This is a genomic window from Streptomyces sp. NPDC048389 (assembly GCF_040706335.1).
Classification (GTDB): Bacteria; Actinomycetota; Actinomycetes; order Streptomycetales; family Streptomycetaceae; genus Streptomyces.
Genome location: NZ_JBEZKP010000003.1, coordinates 1 through 23,194, shown reverse-complemented (window position 1 = coordinate 23,194; position 23,194 = coordinate 1). Strand labels below are relative to the sequence as shown.

At 71.4% G+C, this 23,194-nt stretch carries 23 protein-coding genes and 4 pseudogenes; 10 read left to right on the top strand and 17 right to left on the bottom strand.

Annotated elements, in window-relative coordinates:
- The first annotated feature begins 547 nt into the window (after nt 1–547).
- Nucleotides 548–1,438: an SDR family oxidoreductase gene (locus AB0903_RS03305; RefSeq protein WP_366698474.1), complete on the top strand. Its 891-nt coding sequence runs from the start codon at nt 548–550 to the stop codon at nt 1,436–1,438.
- A gap of 56 nt (nt 1,439–1,494) precedes the next feature.
- Here AB0903_RS03305 and AB0903_RS03300 read toward each other — a convergent pair whose 3' ends face one another.
- From AB0903_RS03300 to AB0903_RS03290, 3 genes are read right to left on the bottom strand one after another with little or no spacing between them, the layout of a single operon-like run.
- A complete protein-coding gene (locus AB0903_RS03300; RefSeq protein ID WP_366698472.1) occupies nt 1,495–2,352 on the bottom strand; it encodes a class II fructose-bisphosphate aldolase in 858 nt (285 codons plus the stop codon).
- On the bottom strand, nt 2,333–2,602 hold the full coding sequence (locus AB0903_RS03295; RefSeq protein ID WP_366698470.1) for a hypothetical protein: 270 nt from the start codon (nt 2,600–2,602) through the stop codon (nt 2,333–2,335). Before AB0903_RS03295 ends, AB0903_RS03300 begins: the two co-directional genes overlap by 20 nt.
- Nucleotides 2,595–3,551, bottom strand: a complete 957-nt coding sequence (locus AB0903_RS03290; RefSeq protein ID WP_366698468.1) for an SIS domain-containing protein — start codon at nt 3,549–3,551, stop codon at nt 2,595–2,597. Before AB0903_RS03290 ends, AB0903_RS03295 begins: the two co-directional genes overlap by 8 nt.
- 383 nt (nt 3,552–3,934) lie before the next feature.
- Between AB0903_RS03290 and AB0903_RS03285 the strand changes: the two genes are divergently transcribed.
- The gene (locus tag AB0903_RS03285; protein ID WP_366698466.1) at nt 3,935–4,747 is read left to right on the top strand and encodes a DeoR/GlpR family DNA-binding transcription regulator; all 813 of its coding nucleotides are present in this window, start codon (nt 3,935–3,937) and stop codon (nt 4,745–4,747) included.
- Between the two features lie 119 nt (nt 4,748–4,866).
- Here AB0903_RS03285 and AB0903_RS03280 read toward each other — a convergent pair whose 3' ends face one another.
- Together AB0903_RS03280 and AB0903_RS03275 are read right to left on the bottom strand one after the other, a co-directional pair.
- A complete protein-coding gene (locus tag AB0903_RS03280; protein ID WP_366698464.1) occupies nt 4,867–5,868 on the bottom strand; it encodes an NEW3 domain-containing protein in 1,002 nt (333 codons plus the stop codon).
- Nucleotides 5,869–5,905: 37 nt separating this feature from the next.
- Nucleotides 5,906–7,345 carry a Gfo/Idh/MocA family oxidoreductase gene (locus tag AB0903_RS03275; RefSeq protein WP_366698462.1) on the bottom strand — a complete coding sequence of 480 codons (1,440 nt, stop codon included), beginning with the start codon at nt 7,343–7,345 and terminating at the stop codon, nt 5,906–5,908.
- Between the two features lie 246 nt (nt 7,346–7,591).
- Here AB0903_RS03275 and AB0903_RS03270 point away from each other — a divergent pair.
- Nucleotides 7,592–7,950, top strand: a pseudogene (locus tag AB0903_RS03270) (LacI family DNA-binding transcriptional regulator); the annotation flags it as partial.
- Between the two features lie 64 nt (nt 7,951–8,014).
- On the opposite strand, the gene AB0903_RS03265 reads toward AB0903_RS03270, so the two are convergent.
- Together AB0903_RS03265 and AB0903_RS03260 are read right to left on the bottom strand one after the other, a co-directional pair.
- Nucleotides 8,015–9,292: an amidohydrolase gene (locus AB0903_RS03265; protein WP_366698460.1), complete on the bottom strand. Its 1,278-nt coding sequence runs from the start codon at nt 9,290–9,292 to the stop codon at nt 8,015–8,017.
- Between the two features lie 69 nt (nt 9,293–9,361).
- Nucleotides 9,362–9,938: pseudogene (locus tag AB0903_RS03260) on the bottom strand (alpha/beta hydrolase).
- Between the two features lie 55 nt (nt 9,939–9,993).
- On the opposite strand from AB0903_RS03260, the gene AB0903_RS03255 reads away from it, so the two are divergent.
- The 4 genes from AB0903_RS03255 (at nt 9,994) to AB0903_RS03240 (ending at nt 12,941) form a co-directional block, all read left to right on the top strand.
- On the top strand, nt 9,994–10,599 hold the full coding sequence (locus AB0903_RS03255) for a TetR/AcrR family transcriptional regulator (protein WP_366698458.1): 606 nt from the start codon (nt 9,994–9,996) through the stop codon (nt 10,597–10,599).
- A gap of 56 nt (nt 10,600–10,655) precedes the next feature.
- Nucleotides 10,656–11,561, top strand: coding sequence for a carbohydrate kinase (locus AB0903_RS03250; protein WP_366698826.1), 906 nt, complete (start codon nt 10,656–10,658; stop codon nt 11,559–11,561).
- 135 nt (nt 11,562–11,696) lie between these two features.
- Nucleotides 11,697–12,209, top strand: a complete 513-nt coding sequence (locus AB0903_RS03245; RefSeq protein ID WP_366698456.1) for a hypothetical protein — start codon at nt 11,697–11,699, stop codon at nt 12,207–12,209.
- Between the two features lie 171 nt (nt 12,210–12,380).
- Entirely contained in the window at nt 12,381–12,941 is a 561-nt protein-coding gene (locus AB0903_RS03240; protein ID WP_366698454.1) for a hemerythrin domain-containing protein, read from the top strand.
- Here the strand turns inward: AB0903_RS03240 and AB0903_RS03235 are convergent.
- Entirely contained in the window at nt 12,919–13,320 is a 402-nt protein-coding gene (locus tag AB0903_RS03235; RefSeq protein WP_366698452.1) for a hypothetical protein, read from the bottom strand. The two genes, AB0903_RS03240 and AB0903_RS03235, sit on opposite strands and share 23 nt — an antisense overlap.
- A 218-nt stretch (nt 13,321–13,538) precedes the next feature.
- On the opposite strand from AB0903_RS03235, the gene AB0903_RS03230 reads away from it, so the two are divergent.
- A complete protein-coding gene (locus AB0903_RS03230; RefSeq protein ID WP_366698450.1) occupies nt 13,539–14,618 on the top strand; it encodes a dihydrodipicolinate reductase in 1,080 nt (359 codons plus the stop codon).
- Nucleotides 14,615–15,094, top strand: coding sequence for a carboxymuconolactone decarboxylase family protein (locus AB0903_RS03225; RefSeq protein ID WP_366698448.1), 480 nt, complete (start codon nt 14,615–14,617; stop codon nt 15,092–15,094). Before AB0903_RS03230 ends, AB0903_RS03225 begins: the two co-directional genes overlap by 4 nt.
- 21 nt (nt 15,095–15,115) lie before the next feature.
- On the opposite strand, the gene AB0903_RS03220 is transcribed toward AB0903_RS03225, so the two are convergent.
- Entirely contained in the window at nt 15,116–16,759 is a 1,644-nt protein-coding gene (locus AB0903_RS03220) for a GMC oxidoreductase (RefSeq protein ID WP_366698446.1), read from the bottom strand.
- A gap of 187 nt (nt 16,760–16,946) precedes the next feature.
- Between AB0903_RS03220 and AB0903_RS03215 the strand changes: the two genes are divergently transcribed.
- The gene (locus tag AB0903_RS03215) at nt 16,947–17,315 is read left to right on the top strand and encodes a DUF4180 domain-containing protein (RefSeq protein WP_366698444.1); all 369 of its coding nucleotides are present in this window, start codon (nt 16,947–16,949) and stop codon (nt 17,313–17,315) included.
- 40 nt (nt 17,316–17,355) lie between these two features.
- Here AB0903_RS03215 and AB0903_RS03210 read toward each other — a convergent pair whose 3' ends face one another.
- From AB0903_RS03210 to AB0903_RS03175, 8 genes and pseudogenes are all read right to left on the bottom strand, one after another.
- Nucleotides 17,356–17,691 (bottom strand): YnfA family protein, encoded by a 336-nt coding sequence (locus tag AB0903_RS03210; RefSeq protein WP_366698442.1) that lies wholly within the window; start codon nt 17,689–17,691, stop codon nt 17,356–17,358.
- Nucleotides 17,692–17,827: 136 nt separating this feature from the next.
- Nucleotides 17,828–18,556: a DUF2470 domain-containing protein gene (locus tag AB0903_RS03205; protein ID WP_366698440.1), complete on the bottom strand. Its 729-nt coding sequence runs from the start codon at nt 18,554–18,556 to the stop codon at nt 17,828–17,830.
- A 486-nt stretch (nt 18,557–19,042) separates the two neighbouring features.
- Nucleotides 19,043–19,210, bottom strand: coding sequence for a hypothetical protein (locus tag AB0903_RS03200; RefSeq protein ID WP_366698438.1), 168 nt, complete (start codon nt 19,208–19,210; stop codon nt 19,043–19,045).
- Nucleotides 19,211–19,255: 45 nt separating this feature from the next.
- Nucleotides 19,256–19,613: pseudogene (locus tag AB0903_RS03195) on the bottom strand (PRC-barrel domain-containing protein).
- A 221-nt stretch (nt 19,614–19,834) separates the two neighbouring features.
- Nucleotides 19,835–20,959: an amidinotransferase gene (locus AB0903_RS03190; protein WP_366698436.1), complete on the bottom strand. Its 1,125-nt coding sequence runs from the start codon at nt 20,957–20,959 to the stop codon at nt 19,835–19,837.
- A 192-nt stretch (nt 20,960–21,151) separates the two neighbouring features.
- Entirely contained in the window at nt 21,152–21,652 is a 501-nt protein-coding gene (locus tag AB0903_RS03185; RefSeq protein ID WP_366698434.1) for a gluconokinase, read from the bottom strand.
- Nucleotides 21,649–22,716 carry a glucose 1-dehydrogenase gene (locus AB0903_RS03180; RefSeq protein ID WP_366698432.1) on the bottom strand — a complete coding sequence of 356 codons (1,068 nt, stop codon included), beginning with the start codon at nt 22,714–22,716 and terminating at the stop codon, nt 21,649–21,651. The genes AB0903_RS03185 and AB0903_RS03180 overlap by 4 nt, the downstream gene beginning before the upstream one ends.
- A gap of 16 nt (nt 22,717–22,732) precedes the next feature.
- Nucleotides 22,733–23,013: pseudogene (locus AB0903_RS03175) on the bottom strand (hypothetical protein); the annotation flags it as partial.
- Nucleotides 23,014–23,194: the final 181 nt, after the last annotated feature.

Sequence of the window (23,194 nt, the reverse complement as noted above, 5' to 3'; positions counted from 1 at the left end):
CGTCGCACTCCGTCGGACCGACACATGTGCCGTCCGCCCCGACGGCCGGGCCGGACGCGCGGCAAGATCCCTGCCGGCGGCCTGCCCGATGCCCGGAACGAAGCCGGAGCCGGAGCCGTGACAGCCGGCGCGGCGGAGGGCCGCTGCTCTCCTGACCGCTCTGCTGCTCCCGGCTCGAATCCTCGGGCTGGTGGTCGCACCGGACCGCTACGAGGAACGTCTGTTCTCGACGAGCACCGCACGACGGCCGCACGCGGGCCGGGACCCGAGACGCGGCGGCCGTGACGCGGCGGCGCCCGCCCGCCGACCGCACATCGGACGGGCGGCGGGGCGGGCCGGACCTGCAGCGGTGGGGCGGGCCGGAGCGGCCAAGGCGCGGCCGAAGCCGCCTGCCATGACACGGCGACGCGGCGACGGTCATCGAATCCCCATCACTCCACGCCCCTCACGCACCCGCCCACCCCGTTTGCGGGCATTTCCGAGGCGCCGGAGGGTAGGCGGGGGACGGCCCGCGAAGGCAGAGACGCACAGCGAGGAGGAAACGATCGTGCCCGAACAGAACGACGAGACCAGGGATCCGGTGTCGAAGCATCCGGAACCGGAGTTCCCCCGCCAGGAGCAGGAGCATCCGGGCTGGACCGGACCGATGGACCCGCCGCCGGACCATGGTGAGGAGAGCTACCGGGGCTCCGGTCTGCTCCGTGGCCTCAAGGCGGTACTGACGGGCGGCGACTCCGGCATCGGCCGGGCGGTCGCGCTCGCCTTCGCACGCGAGGGCGCGGACGTGCTGTTCACCCACCTCCCCGAGGAGGAGAAGGAGGCGGCACGCACCCGCGCGCTGGTCGAGGACGCGGGGCGCAAGGCGGTTGCCGTGGCGTGCGACATCCGGGAGGAGGAGCAGTGCCGGCAGCTCGTCGACCGGGCCGTGACCGAGTTCGGCCACATCGACATCCTGGTCAACAATGCCGCCTACCAGATGTCGCAACCGGACGGGATCGGCGCGATCACCACGGAGCAGTTCGACCGGGTCATGCGCACGAACCTGTACGGCATGTTCTGGCTGTCGAAGATGTCGCTGCCCCACATGCGTCGGGGCGGATGCGTCATCAACTCCACGTCGGTGCAGGCGTACAAGCCCAGCCCGCATCTGCTCGACTACGCCATGACGAAGGGCGCGATCGTCACGTTCACCCAGGGGCTGGCGCAGATGGTCGCGCCGGACGGGATCCGGGTCAACGCCGTCGCCCCGGGGCCGGTATGGACGCCACTGATCCCCGCGACCATGCCGGACACCGCCGAGTTCGGCAAGCAGTCGCCGTTCGGCCGGCCGGCGCAGCCTGCGGAGATGGCGCCCGCCTATGTCTTCCTCGCTTCACCGCAGGCGAGCTACATCACGGCCGAGATCGTCAACGCGACGGGCGGGACCCCGCTGCCCTGAGGCCCGCTTCACGACTCAGCGCACCGGTCCCGGGAATCGCGGCACCGTTGCCCCGCTCATCGCACCGCCCCCTGTCCGCGCCCGCCGTCCAGTACGCGCAGCAGCCGGGCCACCTCAGCGGCGACGGCCTCGCGGGCGGGTCCGAGGTATGTGCGGGGATCGACGGTCTCCGGGTGGGCTTCGAGGCAGCCACGGGCAGCCCGGGTGAACGCCTTGTTCAAGTGCGTGGAGACGTTCACTTTCGTCATACCCGCCTCCACGGCCTTCGTGAGGCCCGCGTCCGCGACACCGGAAGAACCGTGCAGGACGAGCGGCACGCTCACGGTGTCCCGCAGTCGGGTGATGAGCGCGAAGTCGAGGACGGCGTCGCGGGTGAGCATGGCGTGCGAACTGCCCACGGCCACCGCGAGGGCATCGACGGCGGTGGCGGCGACGAAGTCGCGCGCCTCGTCGGGATCGGTGCGTACGCCGGGGGCGTGGGCACCGTCCTTGCCTCCTACCTCGCCGAGCTCCGCCTCGACCCATACGTTCGCCGCGTGGCAGCGCACCGTGACCTCGCGGGTCGTGGCCACGTTCCGCGCGTACGGGAGCTCGGAGGCATCGAACATCACGGAGGTGAAGCCGAGTTCGACGGCCTCCTGCACCAGCTCCGTGGACCGGGCATGGTCCAGGTGGACGGCGACGGGGGCACTCGATGCGCGGGCGACGGCGAGCGTCGCGAGTCCGATCGGCTCCAGCGAGCCGTGGTAGCGGACGGTGTTCTCGCTGATCTGCAGGATTACCGGCCGCCGCGCCGCCTCCGCCCCGCCGACGATCGCCTCGGCGTGCTCCAGTTGCACGACGTTGAACGCGCCGACACCCACGCCGTCCTCGGCAGCGGAACGGACGATGTCGTCAGTGTGCGTGAGCGGCATGGGCTTCCTCCACGGATACGGCGGCGGTACGGAAACGGCGGCTGACGCCGGCGGCACGGTCGCGGGCCGCGGAGCGGGGCACGGCCAGCACGGCCACGGCCTCCAGGGCCACGGCCTCGCCCGGAATGTCGGGCCACTGCACGCCGGTGGCAAGCCCCGCCGCGAGCATGGCTGCACAGGGGTCTCCCGCCCCGGTGCGGTCGCGCGGCGCGGCGACCGGGCGGCCGGGCGCGTCGGGGTCGTCAGGCACGGCTGTTCTCGAGGACGACGGACCGGGTGAGGTTGCGGGGCCGGTCGGGGTCCTGCCCGCGTGATGCGGCGAGGACGACCGCGAGCCGCTGGACGCGCACCAGGTCGGCGAGCGGATCGAGGTCCGGGCCGGTGCCGGTGCCGGTGGAGTCGGCGACGAGGGTGCCGCCGACGCGCCCCACGTCGTCCGCCAAGCCGAGCGGAAGCGGACCGAACGCCCAGGCGACGCGGCCGGGGCCGGTGACGCTGATCGGCCCGTGGCGGTACTCCATAGCCGGGTACGCCTCGGTCCAGGCTCCGGCGGCCTCCCGCATCTTCAGCCCGGCCTCCAGTGCCAGGCCGCAGGTCCAGCCGGTGCCGAGGAAGGTGAACTGCTCGGCACCGCACAAGGCGGCGTCGAGCGGCTCCGCGACAGCCCGTTCGGCGTCCCGGATCGCGGCGTCGAGGGTCCGTACGCCGGCGGACATTGCGTCCTCCGCCTCCAGATGGGCGCGCAGCAGCGCGAGGTTGGCGGTGGCGAACCGGGTCTGGACGACGGACTCCTCGTCGGCGAAGTCCAGTACGGCGACGGCGTCGGCAGCCCGCATGACGGGGGTCGTGGGGTCGGCGGTGATCGCGCCGGTGGGCACGGTGCCCTTCACCCGGTGCAGCAGGTCGAGGACCTCGGTCGTGGTGCCGGACCTCGTGATGGCGATGACGCGGTCGTATCGGCGGCCGTGCGGGAACTCGGAGGCGGCGAAGGCATCGGTCTCGCCGTGGCCGCCGCCCTCCCGCAGGACGGCGTAGGACTGGGCCATGAACCAGGAGGTGCCGCAGCCGATGACGGCGACGCGCTCCCCCCGGCGGGGCAGAGCCGCGACGTGCCGCGGCAGTGACCGGGCGGCCTGCCGCCATACGGCGGGCTGGGTGGCGATCTCGGCCGAAGTGCGGGAGGAGGTGTCGGCGGACACGGTGCGTACTCCTTCGGGAGGTGCGGGCGGTCGGGAAGTGCGGGGGGCGAAGCGCGGAGGGTGAAGTGCGGATTCGGCGGGACGGAAGCCGGTCTGCTGCACCGGACCGGCGCTGGGTCGGGACACCACCTGACGTTCGGTGAAGGCGAACATTCGCTTGTTCACCACGACCACCCCCACCCTACCTGCACGAAGCTGCGCACTATGCGAGGCTTGCAAACAATATCGAGCATTCATCGATTCGTGCAGTATCCGGCAGGCACGGACGCCGGGTCCAGTGGCCGTTGTGCGAACGTTGCCGTGATGCCCTCGCTCACCTGCTCGCTCCCCCGTCCCTTAGCGTGTCGAGAGCGCAGGACCGATGCCCGAAGGAGTCCGACACAATGTCCAAACATGAGCGGTGGAGCCGACTGCTGGAATTGCTGGCCGCAGAGGGCAGGCTGGACGTCGACGACGCCGCGACGGCCCTGGAGGTGTCGCCCGCGACCATCCGGCGGGATCTCGACGAGCTCGCCGAGCAGCGAATGCTGGTCCGCACCCGAGGCGGGGCCGTCGCGCACGGCGTCTCCTACGAGCTGCCGCTGCGCTACAAGTCCTCCCGGCACGCCTCCGAGAAGCAGCGCATCGCCGCGGCCGTCGCCGATCTCATCGCCACGGGCGACGTGGTCGGCATCAACGGAGGGACGACGACGACCGAGGTGGCGAGAGCGCTGGCGCTGCGCGCCGGCGGCGGCAGCAGCGGCACGGGGCGGCGGGACTCGTCGGACGCGTCCGGGCCCTCGCTCACCGTCGTCACCAACGCGCTCAACATCGCCGGTGAGCTCGCCGTGCGACCCCAGATCAAGATCGTGGTCACCGGCGGTGTGGCCCGGCCCCAGACGTACGAACTCGTCGGTCCCCTGACGGTGGGGGTGTTGAACGAGGTCGTTCTGGACGTCGCCGTCCTCGGCGTCGACGGTGTCGACCCTCGGCTGGGTTTGATGACCCACCAGGAGGACGAGGCCAGCATCAGCCGGCTCTTCGCCGAGCGGGCGCGCCGCGTCATCGTGGTCACCGACTCGTCGAAGATGGGCAAGCGCGCCTTCGCCAGAATCTGCGGGCTGGACCGCGTCGACGTCCTGGTCACCGACTCGGCGCTGTCCGCCGACATGGCGGCCCGGCTCGCAGAGGCCGGTATCAAAGTCCACGCCGTCTGACCCGGCCGCCGTCCGACCCGGCCGTCCGACGACGCGGTCGCCGGTGGCCGCCGCGCCTCGTGCGGCCGACCGGCGTGCACGGGCCGCCGGCGTGCACGGGCCACGGTCACGCGGATACGTCAGGGAGCGATCGCCATGTCGAATACATGGACGTTCCCGTTGCTCGGCAGGACCACGAACTCGACCTGCTTCTCGGGGTCCAGCGGGATCGAGTGCGCGAAGATCCGGTAGGCGATGCCCGCGTTCCCGTACCCGCCGGGCCGGTTGCGGCCGTCGGACGAGGCGACCAGTGTCGCGCCATGGGCGTCAGCGGGGTCGAAGGACCAGTTGGGGAAGCCGAACGAGCCGGTGTCGCTGGTGCCGTCCGTGTAGTACACGGTGGCGCTGCCGACCGCCGCGCCGGTGACACCGGAGCCGAGGAAGACCAGTTTGCCGCCCTGGCCGCTCACGCTGATCGCCTGCCCGGCGCTCGAGACGTTGCCCTTGGTGCCCGGTGCCGTGTCCGGCCAGGTCAGTTGGGCGCCCAGTGCCTCAACCCGGCTGCCGGGCGTCAGCCCCGCGTCGGCGAGCTTCTGCGCGGAGAAGCTGTTGCCGTCGCCGTCGTAGTCGCCCGGCGTGGTGTTGCTCTCGTCGGTGACGCCCACGTTGTTGTAGGCGGCGGCGAGGTTCGCCAGCGGGGTGCCGCCGGCCTGGGCCCGGGTACCCGTCGCGGAACCGGCCCCGTCCCCGCCCTTGTAGGTGGCCGTGGCGGTGAAGGTCCGCACGGTGAATCCCGGCCGCTGCTCCGGCACCCGGATCCGGAACTCTGCGGCGGCTGTGGCGCCCGCCGCGAACGTGCCGTCGACGCCGCGCACGGACGGTTGGACGGCCCAGCCGACCGGCCCGGCGAATGACACGCGCAGGGACCGCATCCGGTGAGGTCCGGCGTTCTTGACGGTCACCTTCACCGTCGAGACGGCCGGCCCGTCCAGGTCGACGGGCGAGATCGTCACCTCGGTCGCCGCGGCGGCCGGGGCGGGTTCCGGTTCGGCCGCGACCGCGGCGGACGCGGGGACCAGCAGCGCTGCCGCCGCCACCACCGCCATGGCTCTGAGAGACGTGATCAGTCCGGCTGGTCTCACTGACTGCTCCTACGTTCGGGCGCCCGAGTGGTGTCACTCAGGCGACGGGGGGCATCTCGGAGGTGCGGGAGTCGAGCCCCATGCGCAGATTCACCCAGGACCCCCGGGTGAAGTCGGGGATCTCCACCGGGCGGCCGCCCGCCGCGAGGGACTTGACGCTCAGCGGCACCGGCGCGCACCAGGCCGCGGAGTCGTAGACGTCGATGTCGGGAACGAGTCCGGCCCGCATCAACTGGACGGTGCGCCATTGCAGTACGTAGTCCATGCCGCCGTGGCCGCCGTTGTTCGCGGCGTCGTCGCCGATCTTCTTCCAGAGCCAGTGGTCGAACTCCTTGCGGTACGCGTCGAACGACCTCCAGGTGTGGCCGCTGTGGTCGGGCTCGACGTAGACGCGCCCCCCGCTGGTCGCCATGACGCCCGCGTAGTCCTCGAAGATGCCCCGGCTGCCGGCCAGACTGTTGATCCGGCTGTAGGGGCGGGGCGAGCTGACGTCGTGTTCGGCCCTGATGACGCGGCCCTTCTCGGTGTCGATCAGACAGGTGACCAGGTCGCCGTTGACGTAGGTCTCGTTCCACGAGGGGTGGGACCTCGGGACGAACCGCTCGCGGTAGTCGGCGAGGCCCCTGGGCGCTGTCGCGGTGGCCCGCAGCACCGTCATGCGGTCGCCGCGGTTGATGTCCATGGCCGCGGCGACCGGTGCGAGACCGTGCATCGCGTAGAAGGAGGCGGTGCTGCGGGTGTGCCACAGGCGCCGCCAGGCGTCGGTGTAGTACGTGTCGGAGAAGAGCAGGGCGCGCAGGTCGTGCAGATAGCCGCCGTGGCCGTTGGTGATGTCGCCGAACAGGCCCTCGTGCGCCATCTTCAGCATCGCCAGCTCGTTGCGCCCGTAGGAGCAGTTCTCCGCGAGCATCAGATGCCTGCGGGTGCGCTCACAGGTGTCGACGAGGTCCCAGAGCTCGTCCAGCTCGGTGGCGATGGGCAGTTCGACGATGACGTGCTTGCCTGCCAGCAGGGCGTCCTTGCCCTGGCGGTAGTGGAACTCCCAGGGCGTGGCGATGTAGACGAGGTCGATGTCGTCCCGCCGCAGCATCTGCGCGTAGGACTCGTCGGCGCCGCCGTACTCGGCCGGGCGGGGCTTCCCGTCTGCGGCCAGCCGGTCGGCGGTGCGCTTCGCCCGGTCGGCGCGGATGTCGCACACGGCGGTCACCATGCAGCCGGGGACGGCGGACCAGCCCCGGCTCATCCCTGAGCCCCGGTTCCCGAGCCCGATCACACCGACGCGGACGGCCCTGTGGACGTCGTAGGGCACATCGATCATGGACCTCTGACCCGGCCGGCGCCGTGGTGTGGGAGCCGGTGCCGCCGTGTCCTGGGCGAGCAGTGCCGCCTGCGCGGATCCAACACCGGCCGCCAGCGCTCCGGTGGCCAGAGCTCCTCCCAGAAGCAAGCGGCGTGAGACTGCGGGAATTTCGGGCATGAGGGCACGCTCCTCGGTCCGCGATTCGGCATCACTGGCGGGGAAGACTCTGACGGGACCGGCGCGGGCATGTCAATAGATGTTCATAAGGCCGAAGTTATGAACAAGAGCAAGCATGATGAAAGCACGAGGGTGGAGATCAGGAAGCACTGCGCGCCCGTACAGGTCCTCCGGCCGCCACCGGCGTGTGGCAGGTCGGCGAAGTGGTCGTGTCCCCCGTCCCGTATGCGAGGAGCGTCGGCGCAGATGCCCACTTCCGGGTCCGGCTCGGGACCGCCGACGATCGCCGATGTCGCACGCGTCGCAGGAGTGTCGCGGACCACGGTCTCGCACGCCCTCGACGGGCTCGGCAAGCTCGCCCCTCGGACGCGGGAGCGCACCAAGCAGGTCGCCGGTGAGCTCGGTCACCGCCCCGATCTGCGGGCGTGCGGCTACGGCGCCGGCAGGCGAAGGCCATCACGCTCGCCTCCTCCATTCCACGGGCAGCTGAACGTGGACAGGTGAAAGCCGTCACGCTCGCCTCCTCCATGCCGTTCGCGGTGGAGGGCGGTCCGTCAGCGCTGGGTTCTCGCATGGAGGTCGCGGCGGCAGCCGCGGAGAGCGCCGCTGCCGTCAAGGGTCGGTGGGAAGTCCGCGCAGAGGGTCCAAGACAGCGGCCCGGGACGGGCGCTACCCCGCGCCCCCGCGTACGAGCCACTGCCCCGCCGCGCCCAGGAGTGCCCGGACGCCCAGTTCGATGGTCGGATCCTGGAGGGGGGCGTACAGCGGCGAGTGGTTGTACGGCACCCCCGGCGGCAGTCCAGCGCCTGCCGGCACGGCCGGCGAAGGGTCGGGGAACAGGCCCGGCTCCGCGCCGCCGAGGAACCAGAACACGGAGGGCACCCCCATCGACGCCCCGAAGGCGCCGAAGTCCTCACTGCCGGTGATCGGTTGCGGCAACGTCCACACCCGGCCCTCACCCAGCACCGCTTCGAGCCCCGCCGTCGCCGTGGCCGTCGCACCGGTGTCGTTGAGCGTGAGGGGGAAGCTGTTCAGCGGGGTGATCTCGGGTTCCTTCGGCGCGCCGGCCGCAAGCGCCTCCGCCCGTACGATCCGCTCGACCGAAGCGAGCACGCGGGTGCGTACGGCCGGGTCGGAGCTGCGGATGTCGATCCTCATTTCCGCCGTGTCCGGGATGATGTTCTCCTTGGTTCCGCTGTGCAGGGAGCCCACCGTGACGACGGCGGCCTGGTTCGCCCCCACCTCCCGGGACACCACGGTCTGCAGTCGCATCACGAGCGCGGCCGCCATCACCACCGGATCGACGGTGTTCTCCGGCGCGGACCCGTGACCGCCGCGGCCGAAGAGCCGCACGAAGAAGCTGTCGGAGGCACCCATGACGACGCCGGGCCGGGTGGCGGCGACTCCCGCCGGGATGGGTGCCACATGCTGGGCCAGGCACACGTCGGGGCGCGGAAAGCGCTCTCGGAACCCGTCGTCGATCATGGCCTGCGCCCCGCTGACCTCCTCTGCCGGCTGGAACACGGCGACCACCGTGCCCCGCCACGCGTCCCGGTTCGCCGCGAGCAGAGCGGTCGCGCCGAGCAGGCAGGTGACGTGCATGTCGTGCCCGCAGGCGTGCATGACCGGCACCTCGGCGCCGTCCGCGTCGACCCCGGTCCGCGTGGAGGCGTAGGGCAGCCCGGTCGCCTCCAGTACGGGCAGGCCGTCCATGTCCGCCCGCAGCAGGACGACGGGCCCGGCCGAGGCTCCGAGCACGCCCACCACGCCCGTACCGCCCACGCGTTCCGTGACCTCCCAGCCCTGGGCCCGCAGCAGCTTCGCGACGACGCCCGCGGTACGCACCTCCTGGAACGCCAGTTCCGGGTGGGCATGCAGGTCCTGGTAGATCTCCCGCAGCGCGGGGAGCCGCGCGTCGAGTCCGGTGAAAAGCGGCGTCGCTCTCATCACAGGTGCGTCCTTTCCACGGAGGTACGCGGGATCACGGCGGTTGCGCGGGATCACGCAGCCACTGTGTCAGCCCGCCGGGTCCTGGCGGCGTGAGCCGGGTGACTCCTTGATGAAGCGGCGCAGTTCGGCGCAGAGTGCGTCGGGGTTGTCGAGCGGCACGAGGGTATGGGCGCCGGGAATCTCGACGTACGCGCCCCGGGGCAGCAGGGCGGCGAGCCGCCGGCCGGTCGCGTGCGGCATCATGCGGTCCTCGGCGCCCCACGCGACGAGCGCGGGGCCGCGGAACCCGCGCAGCCGCTCACCCGCCCGCAGATAGGCGTCCTTGCGCGTGCTGCGCAGGAAGGCTGCGAAATCCCGCCGGATCCGCCGGTCCGCGATCCCGCAGGTCGAGCCGTTCGAGGAACTCGGCCAGGAGGTCGGCCATACCTTGCGCGGACAGGTCGGCGCCGGCACGCATCGGTGTGCGGTGGCTGCCCATCGGCAGGACGGGCACGAGCACACGGAAGTCTGTGCGGAGATCGTCCGTCACCCGGTCCCACACCGAGGCGTCGAAGGCGAGGCCGTGCAGCAGGACGACGACCTCGCCGCTTCCGCCGGTGTCCCTGTACGCGATGGTTCCGGCACTCAACTCGATCTCCGACATCGGCATCCGCCAGACCCCCTACTGGATTGATCGATCCAGTGAGAGACTGGCCGAGATGAGAACGACGGGCGATACCAGAGCGCGCATCCTGACCGCGGCGACCGAGCTCTTCCGGCGCCAGGGCTACTCGGCCACCGGCATGAAGCAGATCCTGGCGACGGCGGACGCCACCTACGGCTCCGCCTACCACTTCTTTCCCGGCGGGAAGACGCAACTGGGCGAGGAGGTCGTCCGCGCCTCCGGCGCCGCATATCTGGGACTGATCACCGACCTGTTCCAGGACGGGGGCGACGGCCCGGCCGAAACGACCGCCCGGGCGTTCACCGGGGCCGCGCAGACGCTTCTCGACCTCGACTTCGCCGATCCCTGTCCCGTCGCGACCATCGCCATGGAGGTCGCCGGCACGAACGAGACGCTGCGGCTGGCCACCGCGGAGGCGTTCACCTCGTGGACCGAGGCCCTTGCCGGCTACTACGGCTCCTGTGGCATCGCCGAGCCCCGCGCAACGGCGACCGCCGTGATCGCGCTCCTCGAGGGCGCCTTCATGCTCGGCCGCGCCGCCCGTTCCACCGCCCCCGTTCTCGACACCGCCCCCGCGGCCGCCGTCGTCGTCCGCGCCGCCGCCGGCCTGCCGCCTGCCCAAGGGCGACCTCCCGCGTGACTGCCACCGGCACCCCCATGACAGACCCCGACACCTCTGTGGAAGGAGACGCCCCCGTGATCGTCGTCGCCGGTGAGGCCCTGATCGACCTGGTACCGCAGCCCGGCGGTGGTCCGCCGGCGCCGTTGCTGCCCGTCCGGGGCGGCGGCCCGTACAACACCGCGATCGCGCTCGGCCGGCTCGGCACCCGGGTCGCGTTCTGCTCGCGGATCTCCACCGACGCCTTCGGCGACTCGCTGATCGAGCGGTTGCGCGAGGAGGGCGTCGGGCTCGAACTCGTGCAGCGCGGGCCGGAGCCGACCACGCTGGCCGTCGCGTCGATCGGCACCGGCGGTGCCGCGGCCTACACCTTCTACATGGAGGGCACCGCCGACCGGCTCTTCGAGCTGCCCGCCGAACTGCCCGCCACCACCCGTGCGCTGTCGCTGGGCACCTGCTCTCTGGTGCTGGAGCCGGGCGCGAGCGCCTACGAGGAGCTGATGCGACGGGAGGCCGCGCGAGGAGTCTTCATCGCACTCGACCCGAACATCCGGGCGGGCCTGATCCCGGACGCGGACGCCTACCGGGCCCGGTTCAGGAGCTGGCTCCCCCACGTCTCGCTGCTCAAGCTCAGCGAGGAGGACGCCGACTGGCTCGGGTCCGACGTCCGGGAGCTGGTGGCCGCCGGTCCCGCCGCGGTCGTGATCACGCACGGCGGGGACGGGCTGACGGCCTTCACCCGTGGCGGCGAGGCCGTGTCCGTCCCTGCCGAGCGGGTGGAGGTGGTGGACACCATCGGGGCGGGCGACACGGTGAACGCGGCGCTGCTGCACGCCCTGGCCGAGCGGAGCCTGCTGTCGCCGGACGCCGTGGCGTCGCTGTCACCGGGCGGTTGGCGCGAGGTGCTGGGCCTCGCCTCCAGAGCAGCGGCGCTCACCTGTGCGAAGGCGGGAGCCGAGCCGCCGTACGCCGACGAGATGTAGTACGGCCGAGATGTGGCACTGCGGCGTGACGTGCGTCATTTGCCCCAGCGGACGGCGGCGGTACTTTCGCCTCACCCTTTCTCGAAGCCTCACCCCTTCTCGAAGCCTCACCCTTCTCGAAACGGGCGGCCCTCTGTGCATGCTGACCTGTCGCCGCTCATAGCGGCGACCACCACCTGGCTGACCCGCGCCTACCCGGCGGTCGGCGGCGCGATGGCGTCCGCGCTGTGCGAGGCACAGGCGCGTCAGGCGGTGACCGTCGCCGCACTCCTGCGGTATCCGACGCCGATGGACGCCTCGCTGGCCGCCCTGGCCGGGCCGGGCGGCTCGGGCAGGCTCGACGGTCTGAGCGACACGGGCCACGCCGGAGCCGACACACCGCAGGACGATGCCTGGCGCAGCTGGGTGGACGAGGTCGTGGCCAGCTGGGCGGCCTGTCTGCTGGGCAGCCCCGAGCTCGCCGCCGAGGCGGTGGCCGGGCTCGAGGAGGACGTCCCCGGCGTGTACAGGCGTCTGGTCTCGCCCGACGAGAGCGACCGGCGGGCGGCCTCCCTGCTGCGCCATCCGGACCTGCTGGGCCCGGTCGCCGAGTTGCACCGCGAGCTGCTCGGTACGAGGCTGCGCCCCGCCCTCCCTGACGTGGCCTGACGCGCGCGGACGCACTCCGCGGACAAAGCCGGGCCGGTGGTGAAATCCACCGGGTGGCCGCCGCCCGGTGCGCGCGCCGGAGCCGGGCACCCGCGTTAGGGTCGCCGATGAGGCGGGGCAGCCAAACCCGTGGGGGGATTCTTCGCAGCGAGCGAGAGAGGACGCCAGGACATGGGACACGGCGGAAACGTCATCCAGGAGTTGACGGCCGACCACCGCGAGGTCGACCAGCTGTTCGCCGAGATCGACGCGTTGGGCCCCGGGGCCCCGAGGCGCCGAGAACTGGCGGACGAGCTGACCAAGGAACTCGTGCGGCACTCGGTCGCCGAGGAGGAGCACCTGTATCCCGCGGTCCGCCGCTTCGTGGACGACGGTGACGACCTGGCGGACCAGGAGGTCGCCGACCATGCCGAGGTCGAACGCCTGTTGAAGGAGCTGGAGGGCTGCGAGGCCGGCGACCCTCGCTTCGACACCCTGATCGGACAGCTGAAGTCGTCGGTCACCTCGCACGTCTCCGACGAGGAGAAGCGGCTGTTCCCGCTGCTCGCCGAGTCGTGCAAGCCCGATTTCCTGATGGAGCTGGGAGAGAAGGTCCGCCGGGCCAAGGAGACCGCGCCGACCCGCCCGCACCCCTCGGCCCCGGACACGCCGCCGGCCAACAAGCTCCTGGCGCCGGGCATGGGCATGGTGGACCGGGTCCGCGATCTCCTCACGAGCCGCGGCAGGGGCTGACCACCCCGGCGCACAGCGCGTCCCAGGAGCCCGGCCCCGTACAGGATGCCGCAACAGCATCCGTACAGGGGCCGGGCTCCTCGCCGTGCGGTCGCGCCGCTATCCGTCCGACCTGGAACCGCTTGTCGTGGGCCGACTCGTCGTGGACGCGGACGGGTTTCGCGGGCATGCCGCCCGGGCCGTCCGGGGCGTACAGGTCGGGGGCCGGGTGTGTCCGGAGCACCACGCCGTCGGGCATCGGCTCCCCCGAGGCCACACCGAGTGAGAAGGGGTCGCTCTTCATCGGCGGGGCGGCGAGGGCCGCGCCGGAGCCCCACTCGCCGGTGCCGAGCGTCAGCGCGGCCGCACCCGCGGCGCCGAAGCCGACGGCTGCCGGCACGAAAAGGGACGTCCACCCGCGGGATCCTCCTTGGCTGTCGGTGGGGACCGCCGGAAGTCCTCCGCGGGTCGATGTCGCGAGGGCGCCCGCGATGTCGCCGCTTTCGCAGAGTTGCGTGAACCGACGTCGGGCCAAGGCCCGGGCACGCAGGCCGTCCGGCTCCATTGCCCGGTGCGCGGCTCTGGGAACCTTCGGACCCCGGCGCTACCCTCCGCCGCATGATTCCGACGGTGGTGTGGGGTACGGGCAATGTCGGTCGCGCGGCGATCCGCGCCGTGGCAGCCCATCCGGCGCTCGCCCTGGCGGCCGTGGTGGTGCGCAACCCGGCGAAGATCGGGAAGGACGCGGGCGAACTCGCCGGTCTCGGACGGGAGCTGAAAGTCACGGCCACCGACGACGCCGACGCGGTCCTGGCCGCCCGTCCCCGCGCGGTGGTGTACGCGGCGTCGGGCGACATCCGCCCCGGCGACGCCCTCGCCGACGTCCTGCGGGCGATCCGGGCCGGAGCAGTGGTCGTCACGCCGTCGCTGTACGCGCTCTACGACCGGCGGAGCGCACCCCCGGAGTTGCGGGAGCCGGTACTGGCCGCGATCGAGGAGGGCGGCGGTTCGCTGTTCGTCTCGGGCGTCGACCCCGGCTGGGGCAACGACGTCCTGCCGCTGTTCATCAGCGGGCTCGGCACCACGGTGGACGCCGTCCGCTGCCAGGAGATCTTCGACTACTCCACGTACGACCGGCCCGACGCCGTCCGCTACCTGATCGGCATGGGGCAGCCGATGGAGTACGAGCCCCTGATGCTCGCGCCGTCCGTCCCGACGATGGTGTGGGGCGGGCAGATACGGCTGATGGCGAGAGCGCTCGGCGCCGAGGTGGACGAGATCCGGGAGACCGTGGACCGGTGTCCGCTGGACACCCGTGTGAGCACCAGGTCGATGGGCGGGTTCGAGGCAGGGACCCAGGGCGCCGTGCGCTTCGAGGTGCAGGGCATCGTCGGCGGTGAGCCCCGCATCGTGGTCGAGCACATCACCCGTATCCATCCGTCCTGCGCGCCCGGCTGGCCTTCGCCGCCCGACGGTGCGGGCGCCCACCGGGTGATCATCGAGGGCCGGCCGCGGATCGAGGTCACGGTCTCGGCCACCGACGAGGACGAGAACCGGTCCGCGGGCGGGAACGCCACCGCGGTGGGCCGGCTGGTGAACGCGGTCGACTGGCTGGCCGACGCCGGCCCCGGACTGTACGACGCGCTCGACGTCCCGCTGCGCCCCGCAGCCGGCCGACTCGGAAGGAGACCGCAGTGAACATCGACGTCCCCGAGGGCAGGAACCCCATCGAGTACGTGTGGGGCGAGATGGTCCCGGGCATCGGGGCCGCCGCCGCTGGCTTCTCCCTGGCCGTCTACGCCCATACGACGCTGGGACTGCGGGAGTTCGAGGCCGCGCGGCTGCGAATCGCACAGATCAACGGATGTCTGTTCTGCCTCGACTGGCGGACCGATCGCGACGGGCAGCGGGTCGAGGAATCGTTCGCCGACGCGGTGACCCGGTGGCGCACCACCGACGCCTTCGACGACCGCACCAGGCTGGCCGCCGAGTACGCCGAGCGGTACGCCCTTGATCATCATGGTCTCGACGACGCGTTCTGGGCGCGGATGACCGCGCACTACAGTCAGCTCGAGATCGTGGAGCTGAGCATGAGCATCGGCTCCTGGCTGGCGTTCGGCCGCCTCAACCATGTGCTGGGTCTGGATGCCGTGTGCACGCTGCCCGGGCACTGAGGTCCGGCGGGCCGCGGTCGCTCACAGGTCCTTGGCGATGATCTCCTCGATGTTCCGTTCGGCGAGTGCCGTGATGGTGACGAACGGATTGACACTCGTGTTCCCGGGGATCAGCGCACCGTCGATGACGTACAGCCCCCGGTAGCCGTGCAGCCGGCCGTGGTTGTCCGTCGCCCTGTCCAGCACCGCGCCGCCGAGCGGGTGGTACGTGAGGTGGTCGCCCCAGATCTTGCAGGCGCCGAAGAGGTCGGTCCGGTAGACGGTGCCCTCCTTGGCGTTGATCCTGTCGAAGATCGTCCGCGCGGCGTCGACCGACGGCTGTTTCCACGCGGTCCGCCAGTCGAGGTCGACCCTGCCGGCCGTGGGGTTCCAGGAGAACGCGGCCCGGTGCGGGTTCCTGGTGATCGACAGGTAGAACGAGGCGTAGGTCTCGATACCGGTCGGCAGCGGTGCCACTTCGGCGAACACGCCGCCGGCGGCCCAGTTGTCGATGCCGGCCGTGGGCATCGCGGACTGGAGGCTGCCGGTCGCGTCCCACATGTGGTTGGCGCGGCCGCACATGACATTGCCGTTGTCGCCCCAGCCCCTGCCCGTCTCTTCGTTGAGGGCGGGCAGCGCACCGGTGGCTCTGAGCCTGGTCAGCAGTTTGCTGGTGCCGACACTGCCGGCCGCGAAGAACACCTTGTCGGCGGTGACGGTCTTGGTGGCGGTGACGGCTCCGGTGGTGTCGATCCGGTCGATGAGGACGGTGTAGCCGGCGGCCGCCGGGGCGACCGAAGTGACCTTGTGGAGTGGTGAGATGGAGACGCGACCCGTGGCCAGGGCGCGGGCGAGGTAGGTCTTCTGCAGCGACTTCTTGCCGTGGTTGTTGCCGAACAGGACCTCGCCCGCCAACGCCGACCGGGGCACGGCGCCGGCCGCTTCCTGTTCCATGTAGTCCCAGTCGTACACATTGGGCACGAAGACGAACGGGAAGCCGGCACGCTGCGCGTGCTTACGGCCCACCCTGGCGTACCGGTAGCAGTCGGCGCTCTCCCACCAGCCCTGGTCCACCTGGCCGACCCCGAGGCCGGCGTTGGCGCGCGGGTAGTAGACGTCGTACATCTCGTCGGCGTCCACGGTGGGCAGGACGGCCGGGAAGTTCTCCCGCCGAGGCGTGACCGCCATACCGCCGTTGACCAGCGAGCCTCCGCCCACACCCCGGCCCTGGTAGACCGTGATGCCGCCGAACTCCTCCGCGTCCAGGATCCCGGTGTACCGGGGGACGTCCTTGTCGAGGGGGAAGCCGAGGAAGTTGCTCAGCGGCTGTGCGGTCCTGGTGCGCAGCCAGAACGACCGGTGATCGGGCGCGGTCGTGTTGGCGAAGATCCTGCCGTCGGGGCCGGGCGTGTCCCAAGCCATGCCCATCTCGACCATGTGCACCTCGACACCGGCCCTGGCCAGGCGTAACGCGGCGACGGAGCCGCCGTATCCGGTGCCGATCACGAGGGCCGGGACATGCGCACCGCAGGGGATGGGCGCGGTGGCCGCCGGGGCTGGGTGCGCGGCCGCCGTTGTCGTGCGGGTGGCGAGGACCGCACCGCCGAGAAGGGACCCGGTTCCAGCGATGAGGTCACGGCGGGACACACCCCGAACGGGTCGGTCCTGCCAGGCGGAGGAGTTCACGTGATGTTCCTCACTCTTTCGTGAATGGGAACACGTTCTACTGCTGCTCGTGTTGGAAGTCACGACATACCGATGAGTAATGTATGGCCGGAAGCATGCGGGCATACCGGGTACCGCACTCATCATGTGACTGAGTCGGCTGGCGCGTCGGACAGGCCGGCGATCTGCGCGCGAACGGGAGGCCCCAGTGACGGACGTCGTGGAGGAGCGAAGCGGAGTACAGGTCCTGATGTGCGACCCGGCGGGGCCCAAGGTGGCCACCACCCAGGACGCGCTGGACCTGATCGGCTCGGCCTTCCTCGGCGCCGAGATGGTGGCCGTGCCCGCGGAGCGGCTGGACGAGGAGTTCTTCTCGCTGGGCACCCGCTTCGCGGGCGAGATCATGCAGAAGTTCGTCAACTACCGGCTCCGTCTGGCCGTCGTCGGCGACATCTCCCAACACCTCGAAGCCAGTTCGGCCCTGCGCGCCCTTGTCCATGAGTCGAACCGGTCCGACCACATCTGGTTCGTCCCCGATGTCGACGCGCTCGACGCCCGCCTGGCGGCCAGGGCCTGAGATCCCGCCCGGGAGATGCCCTCACGGCATCGCTCCCCCGTCAGCGGCCGCGGGGCGCGTACATGATCACGGCCATCCCGGCCAGGCACACCAGTGCGCCGATCACGTCGTAGCGGTCGGGCCGGTAGCCGTCGGCGACCATGCCCCAGAGGATCGACCCGGCCACGAAGACCCCGCCGTACGCGGCGAGGACGCGCCCGAAGTTGTCGTCGGTCTGCAGGGTGGCCACCACGCCGTAGAGGCCGAGGGCGATGACACCGGCGCCGATCCAGAGCCGGCCCCTGTGTTCACGGATGCCCTGCCACACCAGCCAGGCACCGCCGATCTCGAAGAGGGCGGCGACGACGAACAGTGCCACGGAACGCGCAACGGTCATGATCCGTCACCCTACCGGCGGCCCCTGCCACGGCGTCGGCCCCCCTCGGAAGCCCGCCGTCCTGAAATCGGCCGTCTCGAAGTCCGCCCCAGGAGTGGCCCGTAGCTACAGACCGGGCGCCTCTCGCCGTTCCCGCTCACGGCCGGTCGGCTCCGCGCCGGCGCGTACGGGCTCGGACCCGGCCGAGGAGGACCTCCACCTGCCGGCCGACCTCGGCCGCTTCCCGCACCGGGGCCGGGAACGAGATCCGGTGGTCCGCGTGCCCGGAGGAATACTCGTACCGGAGGGTGAGCCCGTGGCGGTCCAGCGCGAAGGGCACGACACGGACGGCTCCGCGCAGGAGCAGCGGGTCGGCCAGGCGGGCGAGTTGCGCCACGACGTACCGGTCGTCGTCATCGAGGTGGTGCAGCATCGCGGCCTCCGCGCTCGCCAGCACGTCCGGCTCGGCCCGGCGGAGGTCGTCCGGGCCGACGTGCTCGACGGGCCCGTGCCGCTGGATGCTCGCCCGCACGGCATCGAGCCGGAGCACCAGGACGCCGGCCGCGGTCCGGGTCTCCGACGGCGTGAGCCGGCCGGCGAGGGTGGCGCGCGCCCGGACCCGGTCACGGACCGCGGTGGGGGCGATGTCCGTGAACTCCAGCAGCGCAACGAGCACTCCGTGAGGCGCGCACACGGCCTCGACGGCCAACGGGCTCTCCGCCGGCGCGTGCAGCAGAAGCCGGCCCGAGCGGTCCATGGAGTGCATCGCGAACAGGTCGTAGGTGTTGTCGTTCGTCGTCAGGCTCAGGGAACCGGCAGCGGCGACGACGGAGCGGATCCGCTCGGCGTTGCTCGGGCCTGCGGGACGGGCCTTGGCAAAGACCATCAGGACTCCTCAAGTTAGGCTTACCTAACCTAACATCGCGAGGCTGGCCGCCGTCCTTCTTCCGGCCCGTCCGTCGGTACGGGCCCGCCGCCCTCCGGATACCTATGCGCGCCGCATCCCCCGCCATCGGCGCGGAGCGGCCGCCGCGCCGCCACACCCACCCGGCCGGGGCACCCAGCCCGCGTACGCCGAACGCCGGGCCAGGGCCGGCCGGGCCCCGTACGGCGTACCGACAGCGTCGTCCGGCCGCCTTCGTGACCGGGACGGCGCGCGGCGGCCGGGGCCGTGTCCTGCGGGTGCGGCGGCACGGCGCCCGGCCCGGCCTGCCCGGCGCGTCGGCCAACGCGGTCCTCCGTACCGCGACAGGCCGAGGGCCGGGTCCGGGCTCCGCGGAGTCCTCCGTCCTCGACGACGTGGTGCACGCTCTGCGCAAGGGAAAGCAGGGAAAGCACCGGATTGCCGTGGACCACGGAGCCCGGATCGCTCTCAGCGCGGATTGCGTCCCGTGCGCCGTCCCATGCGAAGGCCGAGGACAAGGACGGCGGCGAGGAAGACGACGACGCCGATGATCAACAGATAGAAGAGGCCCTCGACCACGACACCGATGATGCCCAGGATGACCGCGGCGAGGACGAGGAGCAGGAAGAGGGACATCGTGGTGCCTTTCTCGCGGGCTTCACACACGTGGTGGTGTGCCGGTCAGCGTCGTGCCAGTCGCCGTTCGCCGCCGGTACCGGTCCGGCGGTCCAGTTCGTAGTACTTGATAGACGGCAGGCTCGTCCTCGGCCCGCAGGACCCCGTCGAGATCGATGGCGGGCGCGCTCTTGGCCAGCCTCTTGGCCACGGCGACCTGGACGTAGTCGGGGCCGACCCGCGCGTCGTACAGAGGCACGAAGGCCAGTCGATGACGGGTGGGGAGGCCGATCTTCACGGTGCAGAAGGCGGGCAGGTCGGTGGCTGTGTCGACATAGACGGCCTCCAGCGTGCCGATCTTGTCGCCGCCGGTGTCGACGACGTCCCGGCCGCGCCATTCTCTGATGTCGTTGCACTCGAACACAGAACGCTCCCCGGGACTTCGAACGGTCGGGTCGACGGTCGACGAGTACCCGGAGGGCTCGTCCTCATTCACTGCCCATGAACGCCCCGCGACGGGGCGATTTCATCACCACACGCTCGCACGGCCGACCCGCTGTCGCATTCCGGCCCGGCGGGGCATGAAGCCGGAGCGGAGAGGCTGGGACCGCGGGAAGGACGGCCGGGCGGCGTCCCACCGCCCCGTCAGTCGAAGTACGACTCCAGCGTGCCGCGGCGCCGGATGTCGAGCGTCGCGCAGTGGAACGATCCGCCGAACGGCGCGTAGTGCAGCATGTCGCACGGGATCGGCTCGAAACCCCACTTTTCGAGAGTGCGCAGCATCCCGGTGTGGTGCCGTTCCGCGATCACCCGCTTCTCGTCGACCATGAGTACGTTCATGCTGAGCCACTTGCCGCACAGCGAAGTGAGCTTGAGCAGACGCTCGTCGATCGGGTCGGGGTCCGGCGCGACCAGGACGTCCCACGAGCTCAGGACGTCGGGCAGGCGGTCGACGTCGATGTATTCGGGATTGACCATCACCTTGCCGGGCGAGAGCAGGACGAACGTCGTGTCGATGTGCATCGGCGTACGGCAGCGGCTCTCGATCTCGTGGATGCGGTAGCCGGGGCCGAGATGGCGGCGCAGCCAGTCCACACCCATCCGGTTGGTGACATTGCTCCGCGTGACGAACAGGTCCCGCCCCGCACGCACGAAGTCCGCCGCGTCGAACACCGGCTCGAACTCGGTGAGGATGTAGCGCATGGGCTCGCCGGCCTTGGGGACGCGGAAGTCCGGCTCGAACAGGGCGTCGGTGAGTTGGGGCCTCGGCGCCGCAGTCCAGCGCGCGCCGCGCCGGAAGTAGTCCTTGAGGACCGCGCGGTAGGAGTGGGTCTCGAAGTACCGGCACGGCCAGGCCATCGGGGTCTCGATGATCTCGTCACCGACCACCAGCATGCTGTCGCGCGGACAGGTGTTGCAGAAGCCGCGCGAAGACCAGTCGGGAGTGGAGAAGCGCTGCCTGTGGTCGACCGGGTCCGGGCGCCGGACCGTGACACCCAGGGACTGCAGAAGATCGACGAAGCCGTCGAGTTCGTGCTGCGCCCGCTCGACCAGTCTGCGCGGATATCTGAAACCGGCGGCAAGCCCCTGCAACCGCGCGCCCCAGGGCGGGATGTTGCAGGCCACCACCGGATGGCTGGAGGGGATCGTCGCGCCGTCGAGACGCCCGACGATGATCTCCTCCAGCGGGTCCCACTCGTTGTGCGATCCGACCGGCGACACGAGAGGTTCCGCAGCGCGGGCGGTTCTGGTCGATGACTCCGGCATCATGAGCGGCCCACAGCCCGCACAAGGGGACCGTCGCCTGCCACCGCCGGGATGCCGGGCCTGTGCACTGCCGCCATGCTCAACCACTTTCGATCACGGGAGTCGACTACTCAATGTATCCGACGTGTCACGTCTCGCGACAGGTGGGCTCATGCCCGTCGCGAGCACCCGCCGGCAACCGCCGTGTCCGGCCGCTCACCGCTCCCTGACGGCGGCGTATGCCAGAGCGACCGTCTCCTCGGGCGTGCCGTCGATGGGAATCGCCACACCGGACTCGTCGTCCTCCAGCGGCTCCAGGGCATCGATCTGGGACCGCAGGAGGGACGTCGGCATGAAGTGGCCCTTGCGTGCCGCGAGCCGGCCCGCGATGAGCTCCGCCGAGCCGTCGAGGTGGAGAAAGAAGACGTCGGGCGACACGGCGGCCAACCGGTCCCGGTAGCCGCGCTTGAGAGCCGAGCAGGTGACCACACCTCCACGGCCGGCGTGTTCGGTCAGCCATGCGGCGATCGCGTCGAGCCACGGACGGCGGTCCTCGTCGTCCAAGGGAACGCCGGCCCGCATCTTCGCGACGTTCTGCGGCGAATGGAAGTCGTCGGCCTCGGCGTAGGGCACGGCGAGACGCTGTGCGAGCCTCTGACCGATGGTCGTCTTCCCCGCCCCCGACACGCCCGTGACGACGATCAGAGGAGCACTCATGCCGCACCGGCCGATGCGTCGAGGGCTATGACCACCTTCATGTCGTCGGGCCGCGCCGTGAACGCCTCGCCGGCCCGGTCCAGTGGCACCCTGCGGGTGATGAATCCCTCCAGCCACGACAGGTCCGCCCTCGCCAGCGCCTCCGCGGCCAGCTGGTAGTGCCGCAGGTTGGCGTTGACCGAACCCACCACCGCGTCGTTCTCCAACACGATCTCCCGGTTGATGGAGCCGGCCTCGACGGTCAGCTTCCGGCCCGCGGGCGAGACGCCGGTCAGGCACACGATGCCGTAGTGCGCGTTACCCGACATCGCCTCGAACACCACCTCGGCCGCCCCCGTCGCTTCGATCACGATGTCCGGGCGGAGCGACGAGACCACCTTCTCGGCGTTCTCCGTGTGGTACGTCGCGCCCAGCGCCGAGATCAGCGACGGCTTCGGACCCTCGGTGACGCGGTCCAGCACGTGCACCTCCAAGCCGCGCTGCACGCCGAGCAGCGCCGCCAGCGCCCCGATCGGCCCGGCACCCGTCACGAGCACACGCTCCGGCTCGAACCACGACCTGCTGCCGATCCGTTCCACCTGTTCCCACGCCTTGGCCACCACGGACGTCGGCTCCAGCAGCACCCCGACACGCTCCAGTCGCGCGTCGAGCCTCACCGCACGGTCCGTCTCGACACACCACGCCTGGGAGCCGTACCCGTCGATCTCCTTGATGCCCCGCTCGGTGTAACGACCGTTGCGGCACATGTCGAACTCGCCGCGCGCACACGCCCCGCACGGCACCGGGTCCGGCCGACGCACCACTCCCACGACCAGGTCACCGGCCGAGAACCCGCTGTCCGGCGGTGCCTGACGAACCCGCCCCAGCGACTCGTGCCCCAGCACCAGCCGGTCACGACCCGGGGGTGCCCAGCCGTAGGAGCCGTCGACGATCTCCTTGTCCGTGCCGCAGACCCCCATCGCAAGACCGTCCACCAGGAGCCGGTCCTCTTGACGGACCGGCTCGGGCAGGTCACGGACCTCCAGCGAATTCTTGACGTGCGGGCGGACGGTCAGTGCGCGCATCGGCTTCCCTTCTCCGTCAGACGGACCGAAAGATCCATCGGACCGGGTAACCCGACGCGGAGACCGAAAACTCGGGGAAGCAGAGCTGCTCGTCCCTCGCTGCCAGCGAGGCCGCGGCCTCGCGCAGGGCCTGGTCGAGCAGATCGGATCGTTGAGGGTCCCTCTGCCGTCGGGCGGCACCAGCCACCGCGTTCCGCCGGGGGCCCGCCCGGGGCAGGGAACGACGATCCACGTCCCCCTGCCCGCTCCGCGCTCCGCCGTGCCGGCCCAGCGCTCCGCCGTGCCGGGCGGCACGAAGCGGCGCCCGCGCCCTACCGGCTCACGGCCGGCGAGGCCGCGGCTGCGCGGCCCCGGCGTTCACGGTCGCCGAAACGGCGACGGCCGCCCCCCCGCACGATGGCGGGGGGGGGGGGCGGGCGGCGGGCGGCCCCGGGTGGGGTGTGGGGGCGGGGGGCAGAGGGCCGGGGGGGGATTGGGA

Bases quoted from the DNA above. Each gene is read 5' to 3' on its own strand.
- AB0903_RS03300 (WP_366698472.1), bottom strand. From the start codon at position 2,352: ATGCCGCTCACGCACACTGACGACATCGTCCGTTCCGCTGCCGAGGAC.
- AB0903_RS03285 (WP_366698466.1), top strand. From the start codon at position 3,935: ATGTCCAAACATGAGCGGTGGAGCCGACTGCTGGAATTGCTGGCCGCA.
- AB0903_RS03275 (WP_366698462.1), bottom strand. From the start codon at position 7,345: ATGCCCGAAATTCCCGCAGTCTCACGCCGCTTGCTTCTGGGAGGAGCT.
- AB0903_RS03265 (WP_366698460.1), bottom strand. From the start codon at position 9,292: ATGAGAGCGACGCCGCTTTTCACCGGACTCGACGCGCGGCTCCCCGCG.
- AB0903_RS03255 (WP_366698458.1), top strand. From the start codon at position 9,994: ATGAGAACGACGGGCGATACCAGAGCGCGCATCCTGACCGCGGCGACC.
- AB0903_RS03240 (WP_366698454.1), top strand. From the start codon at position 12,381: ATGGGACACGGCGGAAACGTCATCCAGGAGTTGACGGCCGACCACCGC.
- AB0903_RS03230 (WP_366698450.1), top strand. From the start codon at position 13,539: ATGATTCCGACGGTGGTGTGGGGTACGGGCAATGTCGGTCGCGCGGCG.
- AB0903_RS03210 (WP_366698442.1), bottom strand. From the start codon at position 17,691: ATGACCGTTGCGCGTTCCGTGGCACTGTTCGTCGTCGCCGCCCTCTTC.
- AB0903_RS03205 (WP_366698440.1), bottom strand. From the start codon at position 18,556: ATGGTCTTTGCCAAGGCCCGTCCCGCAGGCCCGAGCAACGCCGAGCGG.
- AB0903_RS03200 (WP_366698438.1), bottom strand. From the start codon at position 19,210: ATGTCCCTCTTCCTGCTCCTCGTCCTCGCCGCGGTCATCCTGGGCATC.
- AB0903_RS03190 (WP_366698436.1), bottom strand. From the start codon at position 20,959: ATGATGCCGGAGTCATCGACCAGAACCGCCCGCGCTGCGGAACCTCTC.
- AB0903_RS03185 (WP_366698434.1), bottom strand. From the start codon at position 21,652: ATGAGTGCTCCTCTGATCGTCGTCACGGGCGTGTCGGGGGCGGGGAAG.
- AB0903_RS03180 (WP_366698432.1), bottom strand. From the start codon at position 22,716: ATGCGCGCACTGACCGTCCGCCCGCACGTCAAGAATTCGCTGGAGGTC.